Annotated in this window: 14 protein-coding genes; 8 read left to right on the top strand and 6 right to left on the bottom strand. The window is 64.9% G+C overall.

Features of this window, described 5'->3' with window-relative positions:
• Window positions 1–36 precede the first annotated feature (36 nt).
• Window positions 37–954, bottom strand: a complete 918-nt coding sequence (locus tag ACWAT4_RS11020) for a LysR family transcriptional regulator (protein WP_212444722.1) — start codon at window positions 952–954, stop codon at window positions 37–39.
• Between the two features lie 222 nt (window positions 955–1,176).
• Here ACWAT4_RS11020 and ACWAT4_RS11015 point away from each other — a divergent pair, with 222 nt between their 5' ends.
• The 3 genes from ACWAT4_RS11015 to ACWAT4_RS11005 all read left to right on the top strand — a co-directional run bounded on the left by ACWAT4_RS11015 (window position 1,177) and on the right by ACWAT4_RS11005 (window position 4,879).
• On the top strand, window positions 1,177–2,328 hold the full coding sequence (locus ACWAT4_RS11015; protein WP_449730529.1) for an IS4 family transposase: 1,152 nt from the start codon (window positions 1,177–1,179) through the stop codon (window positions 2,326–2,328).
• A gap of 157 nt (window positions 2,329–2,485) precedes the next feature.
• On the top strand, window positions 2,486–3,784 hold the full coding sequence (locus tag ACWAT4_RS11010) for an MFS transporter (RefSeq protein ID WP_212447570.1): 1,299 nt from the start codon (window positions 2,486–2,488) through the stop codon (window positions 3,782–3,784).
• 21 nt (window positions 3,785–3,805) lie between these two features.
• The gene (locus ACWAT4_RS11005; protein ID WP_212298879.1) at window positions 3,806–4,879 is read left to right on the top strand and encodes a tartrate dehydrogenase; all 1,074 of its coding nucleotides are present in this window, start codon (window positions 3,806–3,808) and stop codon (window positions 4,877–4,879) included.
• Between the two features lie 7 nt (window positions 4,880–4,886).
• On the opposite strand, the gene ACWAT4_RS11000 is transcribed toward ACWAT4_RS11005, so the two are convergent.
• Both ACWAT4_RS11000 and ACWAT4_RS10995 read right to left on the bottom strand, forming a co-directional pair.
• Window positions 4,887–5,840, bottom strand: coding sequence for a LysM domain-containing protein (locus tag ACWAT4_RS11000; protein WP_212447569.1), 954 nt, complete (start codon window positions 5,838–5,840; stop codon window positions 4,887–4,889).
• Between the two features lie 112 nt (window positions 5,841–5,952).
• A complete protein-coding gene (locus ACWAT4_RS10995) occupies window positions 5,953–6,669 on the bottom strand; it encodes a hypothetical protein (RefSeq protein WP_212447568.1) in 717 nt (238 codons plus the stop codon).
• A gap of 282 nt (window positions 6,670–6,951) precedes the next feature.
• Here ACWAT4_RS10995 and ACWAT4_RS10990 point away from each other — a divergent pair, with 282 nt between their 5' ends.
• Window positions 6,952–7,875, top strand: coding sequence for an ABC transporter ATP-binding protein (locus ACWAT4_RS10990; RefSeq protein WP_449730528.1), 924 nt, complete (start codon window positions 6,952–6,954; stop codon window positions 7,873–7,875).
• Entirely contained in the window at window positions 7,872–8,633 is a 762-nt protein-coding gene (locus ACWAT4_RS10985) for an ABC transporter permease (RefSeq protein ID WP_212425380.1), read from the top strand. The genes ACWAT4_RS10990 and ACWAT4_RS10985 overlap by 4 nt, the downstream gene beginning before the upstream one ends.
• A 56-nt stretch (window positions 8,634–8,689) precedes the next feature.
• On the opposite strand, the gene ACWAT4_RS10980 is transcribed toward ACWAT4_RS10985, so the two are convergent.
• A complete protein-coding gene (locus tag ACWAT4_RS10980; protein ID WP_212298884.1) occupies window positions 8,690–9,013 on the bottom strand; it encodes a hypothetical protein in 324 nt (107 codons plus the stop codon).
• 372 nt (window positions 9,014–9,385) lie between these two features.
• Between ACWAT4_RS10980 and ACWAT4_RS10975 the strand changes: the two genes are divergently transcribed.
• Window positions 9,386–10,183, top strand: coding sequence for a L,D-transpeptidase (locus ACWAT4_RS10975; RefSeq protein ID WP_449730527.1), 798 nt, complete (start codon window positions 9,386–9,388; stop codon window positions 10,181–10,183).
• Window positions 10,184–10,185: 2 nt separating this feature from the next.
• On the opposite strand, the gene ACWAT4_RS10970 is transcribed toward ACWAT4_RS10975, so the two are convergent.
• Window positions 10,186–11,448 carry a hypothetical protein gene (locus ACWAT4_RS10970; RefSeq protein WP_212298886.1) on the bottom strand — a complete coding sequence of 421 codons (1,263 nt, stop codon included), beginning with the start codon at window positions 11,446–11,448 and terminating at the stop codon, window positions 10,186–10,188.
• Between the two features lie 125 nt (window positions 11,449–11,573).
• Here ACWAT4_RS10970 and ACWAT4_RS10965 point away from each other — a divergent pair, with 125 nt between their 5' ends.
• A complete protein-coding gene (locus ACWAT4_RS10965) occupies window positions 11,574–12,572 on the top strand; it encodes a glycerophosphodiester phosphodiesterase (RefSeq protein WP_449730526.1) in 999 nt (332 codons plus the stop codon).
• A 22-nt stretch (window positions 12,573–12,594) separates the two neighbouring features.
• On the opposite strand, the gene ACWAT4_RS10960 is transcribed toward ACWAT4_RS10965, so the two are convergent.
• On the bottom strand, window positions 12,595–14,877 hold the full coding sequence (locus tag ACWAT4_RS10960) for a fused MFS/spermidine synthase (protein WP_449730525.1): 2,283 nt from the start codon (window positions 14,875–14,877) through the stop codon (window positions 12,595–12,597).
• 228 nt (window positions 14,878–15,105) lie between these two features.
• On the opposite strand from ACWAT4_RS10960, the gene ACWAT4_RS10955 reads away from it, so the two are divergent.
• Window positions 15,106–16,716, top strand: a complete 1,611-nt coding sequence (locus tag ACWAT4_RS10955; protein ID WP_212447564.1) for a phytoene desaturase family protein — start codon at window positions 15,106–15,108, stop codon at window positions 16,714–16,716.
• Window positions 16,717–16,807: the final 91 nt, after the last annotated feature.

Below are 16,807 nucleotides of genomic sequence, written 5' to 3'. Positions count from 1 at the left end.
GCATCCACCTTCTCGCCGGGCCCAAGTCATAACCGCTCACGCCTCCCGCGCATAGCTGCGCAGGCGCGCGTCCAGCACCGCCAGCATGGCATCGCGGGCCGGATCGCGCGAGCCGCGCAGCCATGCCGCCGCCAGCGGCAGCCGGCCGACGGGGCCGCTCTGCTTGGGACGGAGCGGCACGAAGCGCACGCCCGTCACCGCCATCCGCGCGGTCCAGCGCGGCACGATGGCGACACCGAGCTTCGTTGCCACCAGATTGATGATCGTCTGCTTTTCGTCGGCGACCTGCACGATGCGCGGCGTCAAGCCAGCCTGCTCGAACAGTTGGATGGTGAGGTCGTGGCTGTGCGGCCGCGAGCGGCGGTCCGGCACCAGCATCGCCTCGTCGGCGATGTCTGCCAGCGTGATCGACTTGCGCGCAGCGAGTGCGTGGCGCTGCGGAAAGGCCACGATCGCGGTTTCCTGAAGCAGAGGCCGAAACTCCAGCCGCTTGTCCGGCCGGTCGGGCGGACGAACGAAGGCGAGATCAAGCGCACCCGTCAAAATCTTGGGCAGCAGCCGGATCGTCTTGTCCTCGAGCAACTGAACCGCGACTTCGGGATGCCCGGCGCGAAAGTCGCGCAAGAGCGACGGCAACAGCCCGGCTGCGGCGCTGTCGATGGCGCCGACCCGCAGCCGCCGCGCAGCGCCTGCGCGCGAGCGATTGCGCAAATTGCTCTCGACGGCCTCGACCCGGGCGAGGATGGCGCGGGCGTCGCGCAGCAGCGTCGTGCCGTCCTCCGTCAGCGAGACGGCGCGGGTGGTGCGCGCGAACAGCCGCGTACCCAGATCCTCTTCCAAGAGCCTGATCTGGCGCCCGAGCGCGGACGGCAGCATCTGCAGGTGCTGCGCGGCGCGGCCGAAATGCAGCTGCTCGGCCGCCGCCACGAAACATCGAAGCTGATGCAATTCCATCCTATGTCCTCGTCTCACCTGGAGCAAAAGATCTCTATGAGGTCGTCATGCCCGGGCTTGTCCCGGGCATCCACGTGCTTCGCGCCGCGGTCAAAAGGCGTGGATGGCCGGGTCAAGCCCACGGCTGTCCGGTTTAAATTTATTGGACGAAGCGCATGGCGTTGATTCTACTCGATCCTGGACGTCTGCAAGCGTTCCGGGACACGAATGGAGATCAGCGCCATGCCGCACCACAATACAGTATTTCGCGATCTGCTGAAGCTTGTGCCGTGGCATCGGTTCGAGGCGCTTGTGGACGATCATGATGCCGACGCGCGGGTTCGCCGGCTCTCGACCAAGGGCCAGTTTGTGGCACTGCTCTACGGCCAGCTGTCGGGCGCCTCGGGCTTGCGCGAGATCGTGACCGGGCTTTCGAGCCACGCGGCCCGGCTCTATCATCTGGGCGCGGATCCGGTCCGCCGGTCGACGATGTCGGATGCCAATGCCAAGCGGCCTGTTGCGGTGTTCGGCGAACTGCTGGAAGTCATGATGAAGCAGGCCCATCGCGGGCTGCGCCGCAAGCTCGCCGAGACGACCTATCTAATTGATTCCACGAGTGTGCGTTTGAACGAGCACAGCTCCGGCTGGGCCCGGTTCTCGTCCGGGGTCTGCGGCGCCAAGGTGCACGTGATCTACGATGCCGACGCCGATCGTCCGATCTATGCCGCGGTCAGTGCTGCTAACGTCAACGACATCACTGCAGCCCATCAGATGCCGATCACGCCGGGTGCGACCTATGTCTTCGACCTCGGATATTACGATTATGCCTGGTGGGCCGAGCTTGATGCCGTCGGCTGCCGCATTGTCAGCCGGTTCAAATCCAACACCCCGATCGATGTGGTCAAGGAGCTGCCGGTCACCCCGGGCAGCAACATCCTGTCCGATCGCATCGGCTTCCTCCCGGCACGCCAGGCCAGATGCCGCCGCAACCCGATGCGGGATGCGGTGCGCGAGGTGCGCATCACCACCGAGACAGGAAAGGTGCTGCGCCTGCTGTCGAACGATCTCGATGCCAGCGCCGAGGACATCGCCGATCTTTACCGCCGCCGCTGGGCCATCGAGCTGTTCTTCCGCTGGGTCAAGCAGACCCTCAAGATCACTCGCTTCGTTGGCACCTCAGAAAACGCCGTGCGAATCCAGATTGCCGTTGCCTTGATCGCCTTCCTGCTGCTGCGCCTCGCTCAGGCCACGCAGCAAGCCATTCGAAGTCCGCTCGTCTTCGCAAGGCTGGTTCGCGCTAATCTCATGCAACGCCGCCGTATCGACAACTTGCTCGCCCCGCCGCCGACCGTCCAAGATCAGCGGCAGATGTGCCTAAGTCTTCCTCAAACCTAAACCGGACAGCCGTGGGTCAAGCCCGGCCATGACGTGCGGCGGCCTTCCGAGGATTATATCATTTTTTTGTATAAATCAGCGCCAATTGAGTGCGCCTGCCGCCTCCGCCTAGGCTCACTGCCACACAAACCAAAACCGGAGCTTGAGGGAGGCGAGAGTGGCGAGCGAGATTCAGACGCGCGTGCTGCGCAAGATCACCTGGCGTATCGTTCCCTTCATCATGCTGCTGTACTTCGTGGCCTTCATCGACCGCGTCAACATCGGCTTCGCCTCGCTGACCATGAACAAGGACATCGGCCTGTCGCCGACCGTCTATGGCTTTGGTGCCGGCATCTTCTTCTGGGGCTATTTCCTGTTCGAGGTGCCCTCCAACATCATCCTGCACAAGGTCGGCGCGCGGATCTGGATCGCGCGGGTGATGATCACCTGGGGCCTGGTCTCGGCGGCGATGGCGTTCGTGCAGGGCGCGACCAGCTTCTACATCCTGCGCTTCCTGCTCGGCGTCGCGGAAGCCGGCTTCTTTCCCGGCATCATCCTCTACCTCTCCTACTGGTTCCCGGCACGCCAGCGCGCCGCGGTGACTGCACTGTTCATGGCGGCCGCCCCGCTCTCGACTGTGCTGGGCTCGCCGGTCTCCGGCGCACTTCTCGAGATGGACGGCCTGCTCGGCTTCAAGGGCTGGCAATGGCTGTTCGTGCTGGAGGCGCTGCCGGCCGTGCTGCTCGGTTTCGTCGTGCTGGCCTTCCTCACCGACCGCCCCGAGAAGGCGAAATGGCTGGCCGAGGACGAGCGCCGCTGGCTGGTCGAGACCATGAATGAAGAGACCACGCGCAAGGCCGCAACCGCGAGCCACAGCATCTGGCGCGGGCTCGCCGATCCGCGCGTGCTGGCGCTGTCGCTGATCTATTTCGGCACCTCGGCCGGCCTCTACACGCTCGGCGTCTGGGCGCCGCAGATCATCAAGCAGTTCGGCCTGTCGTCGCTCCAGGTCGGCTTCCTCAACGCGCTGCCGGCCACGGCTGCGGTCGTCGCCATGGTGCTGTGGGCAAGGCATTCGGACCGTACCGGCGAGCGCACCTGGCATGTCGTGCTGGCCTGCCTGATCGCCGCCGTGGGCCTCGCCTATGCCGGCCTTGCATCCGGCGTCGTCGCCGTGCTGGTCGCACTGACGCTCGTCAATATCGGCATCTCCTCGGCAAAGCCGCCGCTGTGGAGCATGCCGACGCTGTTCCTGTCCGGCCCCGCAGCCGCCGCCGGCATTGCCACCATCAATTCGATCGGCAATCTCGGCGGCTTCGCCGGTCCCGCCATGATCGGCTGGATCAAGGACCAGACCGGCAGCTTCGTCGGCGGCCTCTATTTCGTCTGCGGCCTGCTCGTCCTCTCCGCGGCCCTCACCCTGCTATTGTCGCGGGCGAAAACCGCGCCCGTCGAACCCGTCCCGCAATCCCACTGATCTCTCAAACGGAGCACTCCCATGCGCACCCATTCGATCGCAGCCATTCCCGCCGACGGCATCGGCCCCGAGGTGATCTCGGCCGGCGTCCGTGTGCTGGAGGCGCTGGCCAAGCGCAGCGGCGACATCGCCTTCAACGTCAAGACGTTCGACTGGGGCTCGGACTATTACAAGAAGCACGGCGTGATGATGCCGGCCGATGGCCTCGCCGAGCTCAAGAAGTTCGACGCGATCTATTTCGGCGCGGTCGGCGCACCTGACGTGCCCGACCACATCACGCTGTGGGGCCTGCGCCTGCCGATCTGCCAGGGCTTTGACCAATACGCCAATGTGCGCCCGACCAAGATCTTGCCGGGCGTGGCCTCACCGCTGCGCAATGTCGGCGTCGGCGATCTCGACTGGGTGATCGTGCGCGAAAACTCGGAAGGCGAGTATGCCGGCATGGGCGGCCGCGCACACAAGGGCCTGCCGGAAGAGGTCGGCACCGAAGTCGCGGTCTTCACCCGCGTCGGTGTCACCCGCATCATGCGCTACGCGTTCCAGCTCGCGCAGTCGCGCCCGCGCAAGTTCCTCACCGTCGTGACCAAGTCGAACGCGCAGCGCCACGGCATGGTGATGTGGGACGAGATCGCCGCCGAAGTTGCGACCGAATTCCCCGACGTGACCTGGGACAAGATGCTGGTCGACGCCATGACGGTGCGCATGACGCTGCATCCGAAGAGCCTCGACACCATCGTTGCGACCAATCTTCACGCCGACATTCTCTCCGACCTCGCCGGCGCACTCGCCGGCAGCCTCGGCGTGGCGCCGACCGGCAACATCGATCCGCAGCGCCGCTTCCCCTCGATGTTCGAGCCGATCCACGGCTCGGCCTTCGACATCACCGGCAAGGGCATCGCCAACCCGGTCGCAACCTTCTGGACCGGGGCGCAGATGCTCGAGCATCTCGGCGAGAAGGATGCCGCCGCTCGCCTGATGAAGGCGGTCGAGCAGGTCTGCGCCGCCGGCGTGCTGACGCCCGATGTCGGCGGCAAGGCCACGACAAAGGAAGTCACGGACGCCGTGATCGACGCGATCCACGGCTCGAACGTGTGAGAGAAACCTACTTCTTCCGTCCCGAAGGTGCCGCCGGCGGCGGCACCGCCATCGCAGCCGCGGCTTCCGGCGGTGTCAGATGCCGCGGCACGATGATCGACTGGCCCGGAGTGAGCGTCGCGTTCTCCGGCAGCGAGTTGCTCTGTAGGATCGCCCAGACCGGCACGCGATGGGTTGCCGCGATGCTCTCCATCGTGTCTCCGGCACGTACCGGCAAACGTACGCCGCTATCCCACAATTCGACCAGCGTATCGGCGGGCACGAGATAGCGCAGCGGCACGGCATCGGCCTGGGTCTGCACCTGGATGCGCGGCAGCTGGGTCACCATGTCGACGATCTGGCGATGGATGTCGTCCGACTTCTCGATGTTGATGTGCGTGACGCGACTGTTCAATTTCAAATCGTAGCTCGCGTAATGGCCGCGAAAGCCGGGCACGGCCACCACGTCGCCGCCACCGAGCACGCTGTCGGACAGGAAGATGTTGATGAAGCGCTCGACATTGAGCGGCACGTCGTCGGTCGCATGCGCGGGGTCGATGGTGATGACGAGACTGATCGGGATGTTCTCCTTGGCCGCCATCTCGGAGATGAGGACCGAGCACAGCCCGCCCATGGAGTGGCCGATCAGCACGATCGGCGCCGGGCTCTCCTTGTAGCTGGCGATGGCGCGGTTGCCGATCAGCCGGCACAAGGTGAATTCGTAGACGTCGGCCGAGAAGCCGGCCTTGGTCAGCTTCTCGCTGAGCCGGTCGATGCCGGTCGAAAAGAACGGTCCCATGGCGCCGCGGAACAGGTAGATCTTCGGCGGCGGCAGAGGTTCGGCGGGCGGCTCAGGAGGCGGCGGCGCGACAGAGGGGATTGCAGCCGGCTTTGATTTGGCGGGCGAAGCTGCGGCCAGACCGGGATTCAAGGCGAGCAGCGCAAAAGCTGCCAGCACCACAAGTCGCCTTGGATCAATCATCAAGTCCCGCAGTCCCACCACGAGAGGCACACGGCCTCCCCTGCGGCGCTTAGTGACCAGCGATTGGGTGGAATTTGGGGCACGGAACCTGCCCCGCCGCCCAAGCCCGCAGCTAGTTCCGAGCCGGCGCCGTTGCTGCCGCTGAATGCGCAGCCCGCGGCGCGCCTGGCTGGGCGATCGGGCCAGCCGGCCCGCGCGAGCGGGCGATCGCAGCGTCGATCTCGGCGATGACGCGGCGCTGGATCGCGTCGTTCTTGTCGATGGTGATGTGGCCGACGCCGCTGCCGCGCACATCGACATTGTCGAGCTTGCCGCGAAGACCGGACGCAGCCCGCACCGGCTCACCCGGACCATCGCCGATATAGATGTTGATATAGCGCTCGGCGCCGGTCGACAGCCTGGTCTTGAATACGGAATCGAGCCCGATCGCGAGCTTCACGGGCACGCCGAGCTGATTGAGCTTGGCGATCATGTCGGGCAGCGCGGTTGCGCCGGAGGAATGCCCGACCAGCACGATGGTCTTGATGCGGCCGGCCTTGTAGGCGGTCGCGGCTTCATCGGCGAGCGAGGACCAGGACACGAAGTTGGCGACAGTCACCGGGATGCCCTGCGCCTCGAGTCGGGCGCCGATCGTGTCGAGCCCGAGCGAGAAGATATTGAGCACGCCGCGGAGCAGATAGACATGCGTCGTCGCCGCAGCCTGGCTCGGCGCCGCCTTGGCGGTGGTCGGGCTCATGGCAACAGCTGACAGCAGGAGCAGGCAGGTCGCCCAGATGCGGAGAGTGGACAACTGGCTGGCGCCGGCGGTGTGACGGCCGTTCGGTCTCATCGATTGTTTCCCTGGGGACATACGCTTCGCGATCGGCCGGAATCGTAGCCACGGCGCGCTCGCAGACGCAACAAAGAGCCGCGTGAATGGCGATCTTAGCCGCAATCCGTGACCATCGCGCAACACTTGCCCGAAACCGGCCACTTAAGGGCCTGTTTTGAGACGATTTTTCTCTCGCCAATTGCGACCGGGCAAGGCCATTCCTATTTCAGGGCTCCGCCGGTCGTCCGCCCGCCAGAGGACGGATTCCGGCCCCTCCCTCCCCACCCCCGACCGGCCCTCATGTCCTCCATCATTTCCGTCGCCAATTTGTCGAAGACCTATGGGTCCGGCTTCAAGGCGCTCAAGAACGTCAATCTCGAGATCAAGCGCGGCGAGATCTTTGCGCTGCTCGGCCCCAACGGCGCCGGCAAGACCACGCTGATCTCGATCATCTGCGGCATCGCCAATCCCAGCGAAGGCCGTGTTCTGGTCGGCAGCGAGGACATCCAGACCTCCTACCGCAAGGCGCGCTCGCTGATCGGCCTCGTCCCGCAGGAATTGCACACCGACGCCTTCGAGAGCGTGTGGGCGACCGTGAGCTTCTCGCGCGGCCTGTTCGGCAAGCCGAAGAATCCTGCGCATATCGAGAAGGTACTGAAGGACCTCTCGCTCTGGGACAAGAAGGACAACAAGATCATCACGCTCTCCGGCGGCATGAAGCGCCGCGTGATGATCGCGAAAGCGCTCTCGCACGAGCCGCAGATCCTGTTCCTGGACGAGCCGACCGCCGGTGTCGACGTCGAGCTGCGCAAGGGCATGTGGGAGGTGGTGCGCACCCTTCAGCAATCCGGCGTCACCATCATCCTCACCACGCACTACATCGAGGAAGCCGAGGAGATGGCCGACCGCATCGGCGTCATCAACAAGGGCGAGATCGTGCTGGTCGAGGACAAGACGACCTTGATGCAGAAGCTCGGCAAGAAGCGGCTGACGCTGCATTTGCAGGGCAAGATCATTTCGCTGCCGGAGAGTCTCAGCCAATACGAGCTCGATCTTTGTGACGGCGGCGCGACGCTGGTCTACGACTACGACACCAAGGGCGAGCGCACCGGCATCACCAGCCTGCTCAGCGACCTCCGCACCGCCGGCATCCGCTTCAACGATCTCGACACGACCCAATCGTCGCTCGAGGACATCTTCGTCGACCTCGTGAGGACGTCATGAACCACCGCGCCATCCGCGCCATCTATCTGTTCGAAATGGCGCGCACCTGGCGCACGCTGCTGCAAAGCATCGTTTCGCCCGTCGTCTCGACATCGCTCTATTTCGTGGTGTTCGGCGCCGCGATCGGCTCGCGCATCAGCCAGGTCGAGGGCGTCAGCTACGGCACCTTCATCGTGCCGGGCCTGATCATGCTCTCGGTGCTGACGCAGAGCATCGCGAATGCCTCGTTCGGCATCTACTTTCCGAAATTCACCGGCACGATCTACGAGATCCTGTCGGCGCCGATTTCCTATTTCGAGATCGTGCTCGGTTATGTCGGCGCCGCCGCGACCAAGTCGATCATTTTGGGCTTGATCATTCTGGCGACAGCCGGGCTCTTCGTCCCATTGCATATCCACCATCCGGTCTGGATGCTGGCCTTCCTGGTGCTGACGGCGGTGACGTTCAGCCTGTTCGGCTTCATCATCGGCATCTGGGCCGACGGCTTCGAGAAGCTGCAGATGATTCCGATGCTGGTGGTGACGCCGCTGACCTTCCTCGGCGGCAGTTTCTATTCCATCGACATGCTGCCGCCGACCTGGCGCACGGTGGCGCTGCTCAACCCGGTCGTCTATCTGATCTCCGGCTTTCGCTGGAGCTTCTACGAGATCGCCGATGTCAGCGTGTCCGTCAGCATCGGCATGACCGTGGCATTCCTCGTGATCTGCCTGACCGTGATCTGGTGGATCTTCCGGACGGGATATCGGCTGAAGAACTAACCCTGATTGTCATTCCGGGGCGTGCGAAGCACGAGCCCGGAATGACGGCGGTAGACTTACCGATAGCAGTGGAAGTGGTGATAGCCGTCATAGTAGCCGCGGCAATGACGGCGGCCGTGATAGGGAATGCCGAGGATGCCGTCGACCGCACCCACGGCGCCTCCTACCCCGGCACCGACGACGCCGCCGACCGCACCGCCCACGGGCCCGGCAATCCGGTTACCTTCATAGGAGCCCTCCTGGGCGCCGCGCACGATGCCCTGGGCGTGTCCGGCGTGCGGCAGCGACATCAACGCGAGAAGGACGGCAGCAGCTGCGAACAGCAGGCGGACAGGTAAGCCGGCCGGCAAGGTTGCGGCGGCGATACGGGCTTTGTTCATCTTCGGTCCCAAAGGATAGCTGGCGGCGAAGGCCGCCTGTCAGGGTGGGTCACGATCAACGCCCGAAGCGGCCAAATGGTTGCGCCTTTGTGACGAATTGTCGGCGTTGTGAACGCAGCGCCCGCTCGCGAAAATGTCAGCATCGCCAGGACATGCGCGGCACAAAGCGGCCTTGCTTACGCCCGGCATCGCGTTAACGATGGCAGGAAGGTTAGCTTGGCAGGCCGCTGGAACGAAAGCCGGACTGCAGGCATAGTGCACGCCGGGGACGGAGAGCCGCGGTGTTATTGTTCGAGCATGATCTTTCGGAAAACCGCTACGCACTTTTCCGGATCCTGCTCTAGCGTGAACAGGCCGGAGGCCAGACGTCAGATGCGTTCATTTTTTATCGCTTTCATTTCGCTGATGCTTGTGAGCGCGGGCACCGCGCAGGCCAAGGTCGACATTACCGTCGACAAGGACAATCAGCAGATGACCGTCGTGGTCGACGGCGTCGCGCGCTACCACTGGCCGGTGTCGACCGGCATCCCCTCGCGCGAAACGCCGAATGGCGCATTCCGTGCCTTCCGCATGGAAGAGGACCACTACTCCAAGGAATTCGACGACGCACCGATGCCGCACTCGATCTTCTTCACCAAGATCGGGCACGCCATCCACGGCACCGACTCGGTCGGGCGACTGGGCACGCCTGCGTCGCATGGCTGCGTGCGGCTGTCGCGCCAGAACGCCTCCACGCTCTACGCGCTGGTGCAGGAGCAGGGTGTGCTCAACACCACGGTGACGTTGACCGGCTCGGCGCAGGTGGCGCTGGCCCGCAACCCGCGTGGCCGCACCAACAATGCGGTCGCCCGCGCCCAGCAGCCGGCTGAGGAGCAGTACGCAACGACAGGCGATCCCGTAAATCTGACGCCGCCGATGCAGCCCGCTCGCCGCTACGTGTCGCAGGACGACAACTACATCTATCCCGCCGACGGCAGCGACACCGGCGCGCGTTACCCGGCGCCGCGTCCGATCACCCGCCCCTCTGGCACGCAGGTCTACCAGCAGCTGCCACAACCGCAGCCGCAGCCGAGCTACGGCTACGATCCGGCATATAGCCAGCAGGGTTACTACTATCAGCAGCAACAGCCGCGCCAGTACTATCAGCCGCGTTATTATTACCAAAACTGAGATTATCTGAACGCGGTGTCGCCGCGTTCGACGATTTTCCGCACGGCATCGACGAAGGCGCGGGCGACCGGCTCGAGGATTTCGGGCCCGGTCGCGCTGAGATCGTCCGCGGGCGTGTGGAAGGTTTGATGACGGCCGGCCATTCCGAGAAAATTGGCGTAGCCCGCCGCATGCACGTCGCGCAGTTCGCCGACCGCCTGCTTCTCCGTCACCAGCCGTTTGGCCGCAACCGCGACGAAGGCCTCGTCGGTCAGCGCAACGGCTGACTTGCTCAGCACGAGATAGCGCTCCTCCTCGGGCCGGCTGGTGCGCGCGCCTTCCGCAAACGCGTAGCAGGCGTTCGACGAGCCGAAGTGGATCCAGGCCAGCGTCTCCTTTGGCGCAGGCGCGCCGTCCTTCAGAAACAGCTCCATGCCGCCATGGCCGATCTCGTGGCCTGCGGTGGCAATGAAGACGAAATGCGCAGGCCATTTTTCCGCCGCCGCCGTGCGTGCCAGCGCGAGGAAATTGGCGATGCCGGGGCCGCGCTCACAGACGCAACTGTACCAGCCGGTCATAGGGGTGGAGACGACGATGGTCGGCCCGCGCCCAATGCCGGTCTCGGCGATGACGTTGCGGCCGGAGACGTTGCGCTCGTAATGCCCGGCAACATCGAACGTCACCGGCGCGCCTGATGCGAGAGCCACCTCGAACGTCGCCCGCGCCTTGGCGCCGACCACGATCACCGGCACCGGCCAGGGCGTATCCTCCTGCGTGACATTGTAGGCGAAGCGGTCGTCAGCGGGATTGCCGATCATCAGCAGGATGGCGGCAGGCTTCCTGGCCACGGCCTCGGAGATCGCGGCACGATGCGCTGGGCCAAGATAGGCGCCGCGATCGAACGGCAGATCGACCCAGAGAATCTTGCCGGCAACGTCGCCCGTGCGCACCAGCGGAGCCGAGAGATGGAAGCTTGCCTTGTCCTCCGGCGGCCACCAGAACGGCGTCGCTTCGACGCTCGTGCCGCCCACTTCCGCGCTGGCCCGCTCCACGACATATTGCCGGCCGAGCACGACAGGCTGGAACCTGATGGCGTAGCCGGCCTCGGACAGCTCGCCAGCGAGCCAGTCGGCCGTTGCGCGATCGCCGGGTGAGCCGAAACGGTGCAGGCCAAAGGAAGCATAGCGCGCCACATCGGCCAGCAGGCCAGCCCCCGACAACACATCCTTGGCCGCTGCCTGTCCGACCATCAAAGCCGCCATCGTTGCGAGGAAGACAAACCGCATGTCGATCACTCCCGATCTTTTTTGAAGGCCAGTTTCGGCTTTCTTCAGCCGCCGTCAACCGCAGCACTGGACGAAACGAGCGAAGATTTCATATGCTTTCCCTTTCACTTGGGCTGCAAATTGTGATGCCGTCACCTGTTGCGACAATTCTGGCCGTGCTTTCGGTTCTCACGACGGGACAAGCCATGATAGGACAAACCATGGCTTTCGATCTCGAGGCGCATCGCGGCGGACGCGCGCTGTTGCCGGAAAACACCCTGCCGGCCTTTGCCAATGCGCTCACGATGGGCGTGGATACGCTCGAGCTCGACGTCGGCGTGACCGCCGACGGCGAGGTCGTGGTGTCGCACGAGCGCGGACTCAACCCCGATCTCGCGCGGGATGCGAATGGCGGCTATGTCGCCGTGCCCGGCACGCCTTTCGTCAAGCTGCGCCTGGCCGATGTCAGGACTTGCGATGTCGGACAGATCCGGCCGGGAAGCGCCTATGCGAAACAGTTTCCCGACCAGCGCGCCGTACCGGGGACCGGCATCCCCACGCTGAAGGAGCTGTTCGCGCTGGTGCGCAAATCCGGCAACGACAAGGTGCGCTTCAATATCGAGACCAAGATCGATCCGGGTCATCCGGATGAGTCGCTGGAGCCGCAGGGCTTCGTCGCGAAGCTGCTCGGGGTGATCGAGGACGCAAAATTCTCCGACCGCGTCATGATCCAGTCGTTCGACTGGCGAACGCTGCTTCTTGTCCAGCAGCAGGCCCCGACAATTCCGACGGTGTATCTGACGATCCAGCGCGGCTCGGCACCGACCATCGCCCTCGACAAGGCCACCAGCTGGACTGCGGGCTTCAGCCCGGCCGATCACGGCGACTCGCTGCCGCGCACGATCAAGGCCGCGGGTGGTGCGGTGTGGTCGCCCTATTTCGGCGACGTGACAGCAGCGCTTGTCGCTGAGGCCCATGCGCAGGGATTGCGCGTCGTGGTCTGGACAGTCAACAAGCCTGACGACATGGCGCGGATGATCGAGATCGGCGTCGACGGAATCATCTCTGATAGGCCGGACCTGTTGCGGCAGGTCGCCGGCGAGAAGGGCCTTGCGCTCCCGGCGGGGACGCCGGTCGAGCCTTAAGCCTGTATTTGCCGCCGGAGGGCTACTGCTCTCCGTACCGTAAGCGCCGATACAGCGCGCCCAGGATGTTGGAATAGTCGTCGGTCCAGACCCGCACCTTCTCGTTTGCGTCAGTCTCCTCCCATTGCTTGGAGGACGCCAGCTTACCGACGTCATCCGCCTCGCGCGCGGAAATGACGACGTCGGTCGAGAAGATATAGTCGGCGTCGCGGCCGGAATCCTCGTCAAAGACCCAGCTCTTCAGGTCATTGGCATCGGCAATGCCGACCACGACCGGCTCGAGATCGAGATGCCGGTTGGAGACGTGCATCACCACGGCGCCGTGCGGGGCGAGCTTGTCCTTGTAGATCTTCATCGCTTCTTCGGTCGCGAGGTGAATCGGGATCGCATCCGACGAATAGGCGTCCACGATGATGAGATCGTAGGCGCCGTCAGGCTCCCTGGCGAAGGTGAGGCGTGCGTCCCCGATCACCGGCTTCAGCTCCGGCTGGCAACTGGAGATGTAGCGGAAATTCTTCGGATCGCGTGCGGCGTCGACCATGGACTGGTCGATCTCGAAAAACTTCCAACTCTCGCCGGGCTCAGCGGCGCAAGCCAGCGTGCCGGAGCCGACGCCAATCGCCGCGACCTTCAACGGTGCGCCCTTGCGCTCCCGGATCGCAGTGATGGCCTGACCGATGCCGCCGTCCTTGTGATAATAGGTGATCGGCTCGGGCCGGCCGGTGACCGGCGTGCCGTCATTATTGCGGAAGCGCTCGGCGCCGTGAATCGTGGTGCCGTGCATCAGCACGTGGAAATAGCCGCCCGGCGTCACCACGATCTTGTGGACGCCGAAGAAGCTGCGCACGGTGGTAACGCGGCCCTCGTCGGCCGGATAGATCCGAGTCAACGCCAGCGCCAGCGCGACCGTGGCAAAAATCTTCCAGCGGTCGGCATTGAGCGCCAGCGCCAGCAACGCCGCGAGCACACCGACGGCGCCGGCAATCCAGACGCGGTGATCCTCGAACCAGGTCGCCAGATCGCCCGTCATGTAGGACGGCGCAACGAGCACCGCTGCGAGGGCGGCAAGCGCCGGCCAGTACCATTTGACCACGCCCGCGAGACGTTCGTTCGCCGGCGGCCGGCACAGCGCGGCGAGCGCGACCAGGATCGGATATTCGGCGATCCATGAGAAGGTGAAGGGCGCGACGAGGCCGGCAAAGAGACCGCCGACCATGCCCCCGAACGACAGCGCGACATAAAAGCCGGTGAGATACTTCGCGGCAGGTCGCGTCCGTGCCAGCTCGCCATGGCAGGCCATGGCGATGACAAAGAAGCACAATTGATGACCGCCGAGCGTGAGCAGCAAATTCTGCTCGCCGCCAAAGGCGAGCAGGAAGATGACGCCCGCGATCGCGACCGGCTGCAGCATCAGCATCCATTTGTGTGGCAACAGCGGCCGCGACTGGAACACCACCACCCAGGTCAGAAGGTAAAGCGACAGCGGCAGCACCCACAACAGCGGCGCCGCCGCGACGTCGGTCGAGATGTGTGCGGTGACTGCGATCAGCAGGCCGGACGGCACCGCGGCAAGGAAAATCCAACGCAACCGTGTCACCAGGGGCGGTGTCGGTACGCTTGGGTCGTCGGTCCGCGCATCGGTCACCGCAAGCCGCGGCGAACGCAACAGCAGCACGCCGCAGCACGCGATCAGCAGGATCAGCAGGCCATAGCCGCCGGTCCAAAGCCGGTTCTGCGCGTGCAGCGTGAACATCGGCTCCAGTAGGAAGGGATAGGACAACAGCGCGAGAAAACTGCCGATGTTGGAAGAGGCATAGAGGAAGTACGGATCGCGCCCGTCGGGATGCCCGGTGCGCACGAACCAGGCTTGCAGCAGCGGATTGTTGGCAGCGAGCGCGAAGAACGGCAGGCCAATCGACATCACGAACAGGCCGAGCAGCCAGAATGCATATCCGGTGCTGGGCGGCTCGCCATAGGCGCTGGCGATGCCGAGCGGCAGCGTGACGAAGGCCGCGCCGAGCAGGCCCAGATGCACCACGACCGCCACCACGCGATTCCTGACCTGCATGAGGAGATGCGCGTAGGCATAGCCCGCCAGCAGTAGCGACTGGAAGAACACCATGGCCACCGACCACACCGCCGGCGAGCCGCCGAGCCGCGGCAGCACCATTTTCGTGAACAGCGGCTGCACCGAGAACAGCAGCAGCGCACTGACGAAGATCGCGGCCGTGTAGACCGTCAGCAGCAGCCGGTTGCGCGACGAGGACGGCTGCTCCGTGGCGGCGGGTTGCACGATCGAATCCATGGGAGCTCCGGCATTCCCCCGGCGGGCGCCGGGCGCGCGCAATGGAGCACACCGCGCCTGAACCGGCAATAAATGGTCTCGTGATGTTGCCGCAGCGACTGCTTGATATTAGACGGTCATTCCGGGGCGATGCAAAGCACCCAACTATGGTGCGCAATTGCGCACCTGGGAACCTCGAGATTCCGGGTCTGGTCCTTCGGACCATCCCGGAACGACGCCAGGAACATCATGAGCGAAACCGACGTCGTCATCATCGGCGCTGGCCATAACGGCCTCACCTGCGCGGCCTATCTCGCGATGGCGGGCTTGCGCGTGCATGTGGTCGAGCGCCGCAAGGTGGTCGGCGGAGCCGCGGTCACGGAGGAGTTTCATCCGGGCTTCCGCAACTCGGTCGCGGCCTACACCGTGAGCCTGCTCAATCCGCAGGTCATCCGCGACCTCGGGCTTGCCGAGCAGGGCCTGCGCGTGGTCGAGCGGCGCGCGCAGAATTTTCTGCCCGCGCCCGACGGCAACTATCTCCTCACCGGCGAGGGCCGGACGACAGCGTCCGTGGCGCGGCTCAGCATGCGCGATGCCGATGCGCTCGACGGGTTTTCGCGCGAGCTCGAAGAGATCGCCGACGTGCTGCGACAGTTCGTGCTCCGCGCGCCGCCGAACCTGCTCGCCAATTTTGGCCTTGGCGCGATCCGCGAGGCCGCGAACGCGCTGACGACGGCCAACATCCTGCGCGGGCTCACGCTGGAGCAGAGCCGCAGCCTGCTCGATCTCTTCACCCGCTCCGCCGGCGAGATGCTGGACGAGCGGTTCGAGCACGATCTCGTCAAGGCGCTGTTCGGCTTCGATGCCATCGTCGGCAATTATGCGAGCCCATACGCCGGCGGCTCGGCCTATGTGATGCTGCATCACGCCTTTGGCGAGGTGAACGGCAAGAAGGGCGTCTGGGGCCACGCCATCGGCGGCATGGGTGCGATCACGCAGGCGATGGCGCGCGCCGCGCGCGCCCGCGGCGTCACGATCGACCTGGATACCGGCGTGCGCGAGGTGATCGTCGAGCGCGACCGCGCCGTCGGCGTGATCCTGGAGAACGGCGAGACCATCCGCGCGAAATACGTCGCGGCGAACGTCAATCCCAAACTGCTCTACACGCGGCTCGTGGCGGCTGATGCCTTGCCGGCGGATTTCCTCGCCCGCATCCGTCACTGGAGGAACGGCTCCGGCACCTTCCGCATGAACGTGGCACTCGACCGCCTACCCTCCTTCACGGCGTTGCCGGGCAATGGCGATCACCTCACTTCAGGCATCATCCTGGCGCCGAGCCTCGGCTACATGGACCGTGCGTATCTCGACGCGCGGGCACAGGGCTGGAGCCGACAACCGATCGTCGAGATGCTGATCCCCTCGACGCTCGACGACACGCTGGCACCCGCGGGGCAGCACGTTGCGAGCCTGTTCTGCCAGCATGTCGCGCCCGAGCTTCCCGACGGCAAATCCTGGGACGACCACCGCGATGAGGTCGCCGATCTCATGATCGCGACGGTGGACGGCTACGCGCCGGGCTTTGCGGCAAGCGTGCTCGGCCGCCAGATCCTCTCCCCGCTCGATCTCGAGCGCCAGTTCGGGCTGCTCGGCGGCGACATCTTCCACGGCGCGCTGACCTTGAACCAGTTGTTCTCGGCACGGCCGATGCTGGGCCACGCCGATTATCGCGGCCCCTTGAAAGGCCTCTATCACTGCGGCTCCGGCGCCCATCCCGGCGGCGGCGTCACCGGCGCCCCCGGCCACAACGCGGCGCAGGCCATTCTGAGAGACCATCGCAGCCTGTTCGCAAGCCGTGGATAGGCCTGTGGATAGATATTTGACAGTGCTGTGGGGAAGCCGTGGAAGCTTGGCTCGATCGCTTGGGATATGCGCGAGCAAGGCTGTGGAGAAG

The organism is Bradyrhizobium sp. T-1, assembly GCF_053592855.1.
This window is presented reverse-complemented; position numbering and strand designations above follow the sequence as displayed.

Coding starts and splice junctions, on each gene's coding strand:
- ACWAT4_RS11000 (WP_212447569.1), bottom strand. CDS start 5,840: ATGATTGATCCAAGGCGACTTGTGGTGCTGGCAGCTTTTGCGCTGCTC.
- ACWAT4_RS10980 (WP_212298884.1), bottom strand. CDS start 9,013: ATGAACAAAGCCCGTATCGCCGCCGCAACCTTGCCGGCCGGCTTACCT.
- ACWAT4_RS10970 (WP_212298886.1), bottom strand. CDS start 11,448: ATGCGGTTTGTCTTCCTCGCAACGATGGCGGCTTTGATGGTCGGACAG.
- ACWAT4_RS10985 (WP_212425380.1), top strand. CDS start 7,872: ATGAACCACCGCGCCATCCGCGCCATCTATCTGTTCGAAATGGCGCGC.
- ACWAT4_RS10965 (WP_449730526.1), top strand. CDS start 11,574: ATGCCGTCACCTGTTGCGACAATTCTGGCCGTGCTTTCGGTTCTCACG.
- ACWAT4_RS11005 (WP_212298879.1), top strand. CDS start 3,806: ATGCGCACCCATTCGATCGCAGCCATTCCCGCCGACGGCATCGGCCCC.
- ACWAT4_RS11015 (WP_449730529.1), top strand. CDS start 1,177: ATGCCGCACCACAATACAGTATTTCGCGATCTGCTGAAGCTTGTGCCG.
- ACWAT4_RS11020 (WP_212444722.1), bottom strand. CDS start 954: ATGGAATTGCATCAGCTTCGATGTTTCGTGGCGGCGGCCGAGCAGCTG.
- ACWAT4_RS10960 (WP_449730525.1), bottom strand. CDS start 14,877: ATGGATTCGATCGTGCAACCCGCCGCCACGGAGCAGCCGTCCTCGTCG.
- ACWAT4_RS10995 (WP_212447568.1), bottom strand. CDS start 6,669: ATGAGACCGAACGGCCGTCACACCGCCGGCGCCAGCCAGTTGTCCACT.
- ACWAT4_RS10955 (WP_212447564.1), top strand. CDS start 15,106: ATGAGCGAAACCGACGTCGTCATCATCGGCGCTGGCCATAACGGCCTC.
- ACWAT4_RS10975 (WP_449730527.1), top strand. CDS start 9,386: ATGCGTTCATTTTTTATCGCTTTCATTTCGCTGATGCTTGTGAGCGCG.
- ACWAT4_RS10990 (WP_449730528.1), top strand. CDS start 6,952: ATGTCCTCCATCATTTCCGTCGCCAATTTGTCGAAGACCTATGGGTCC.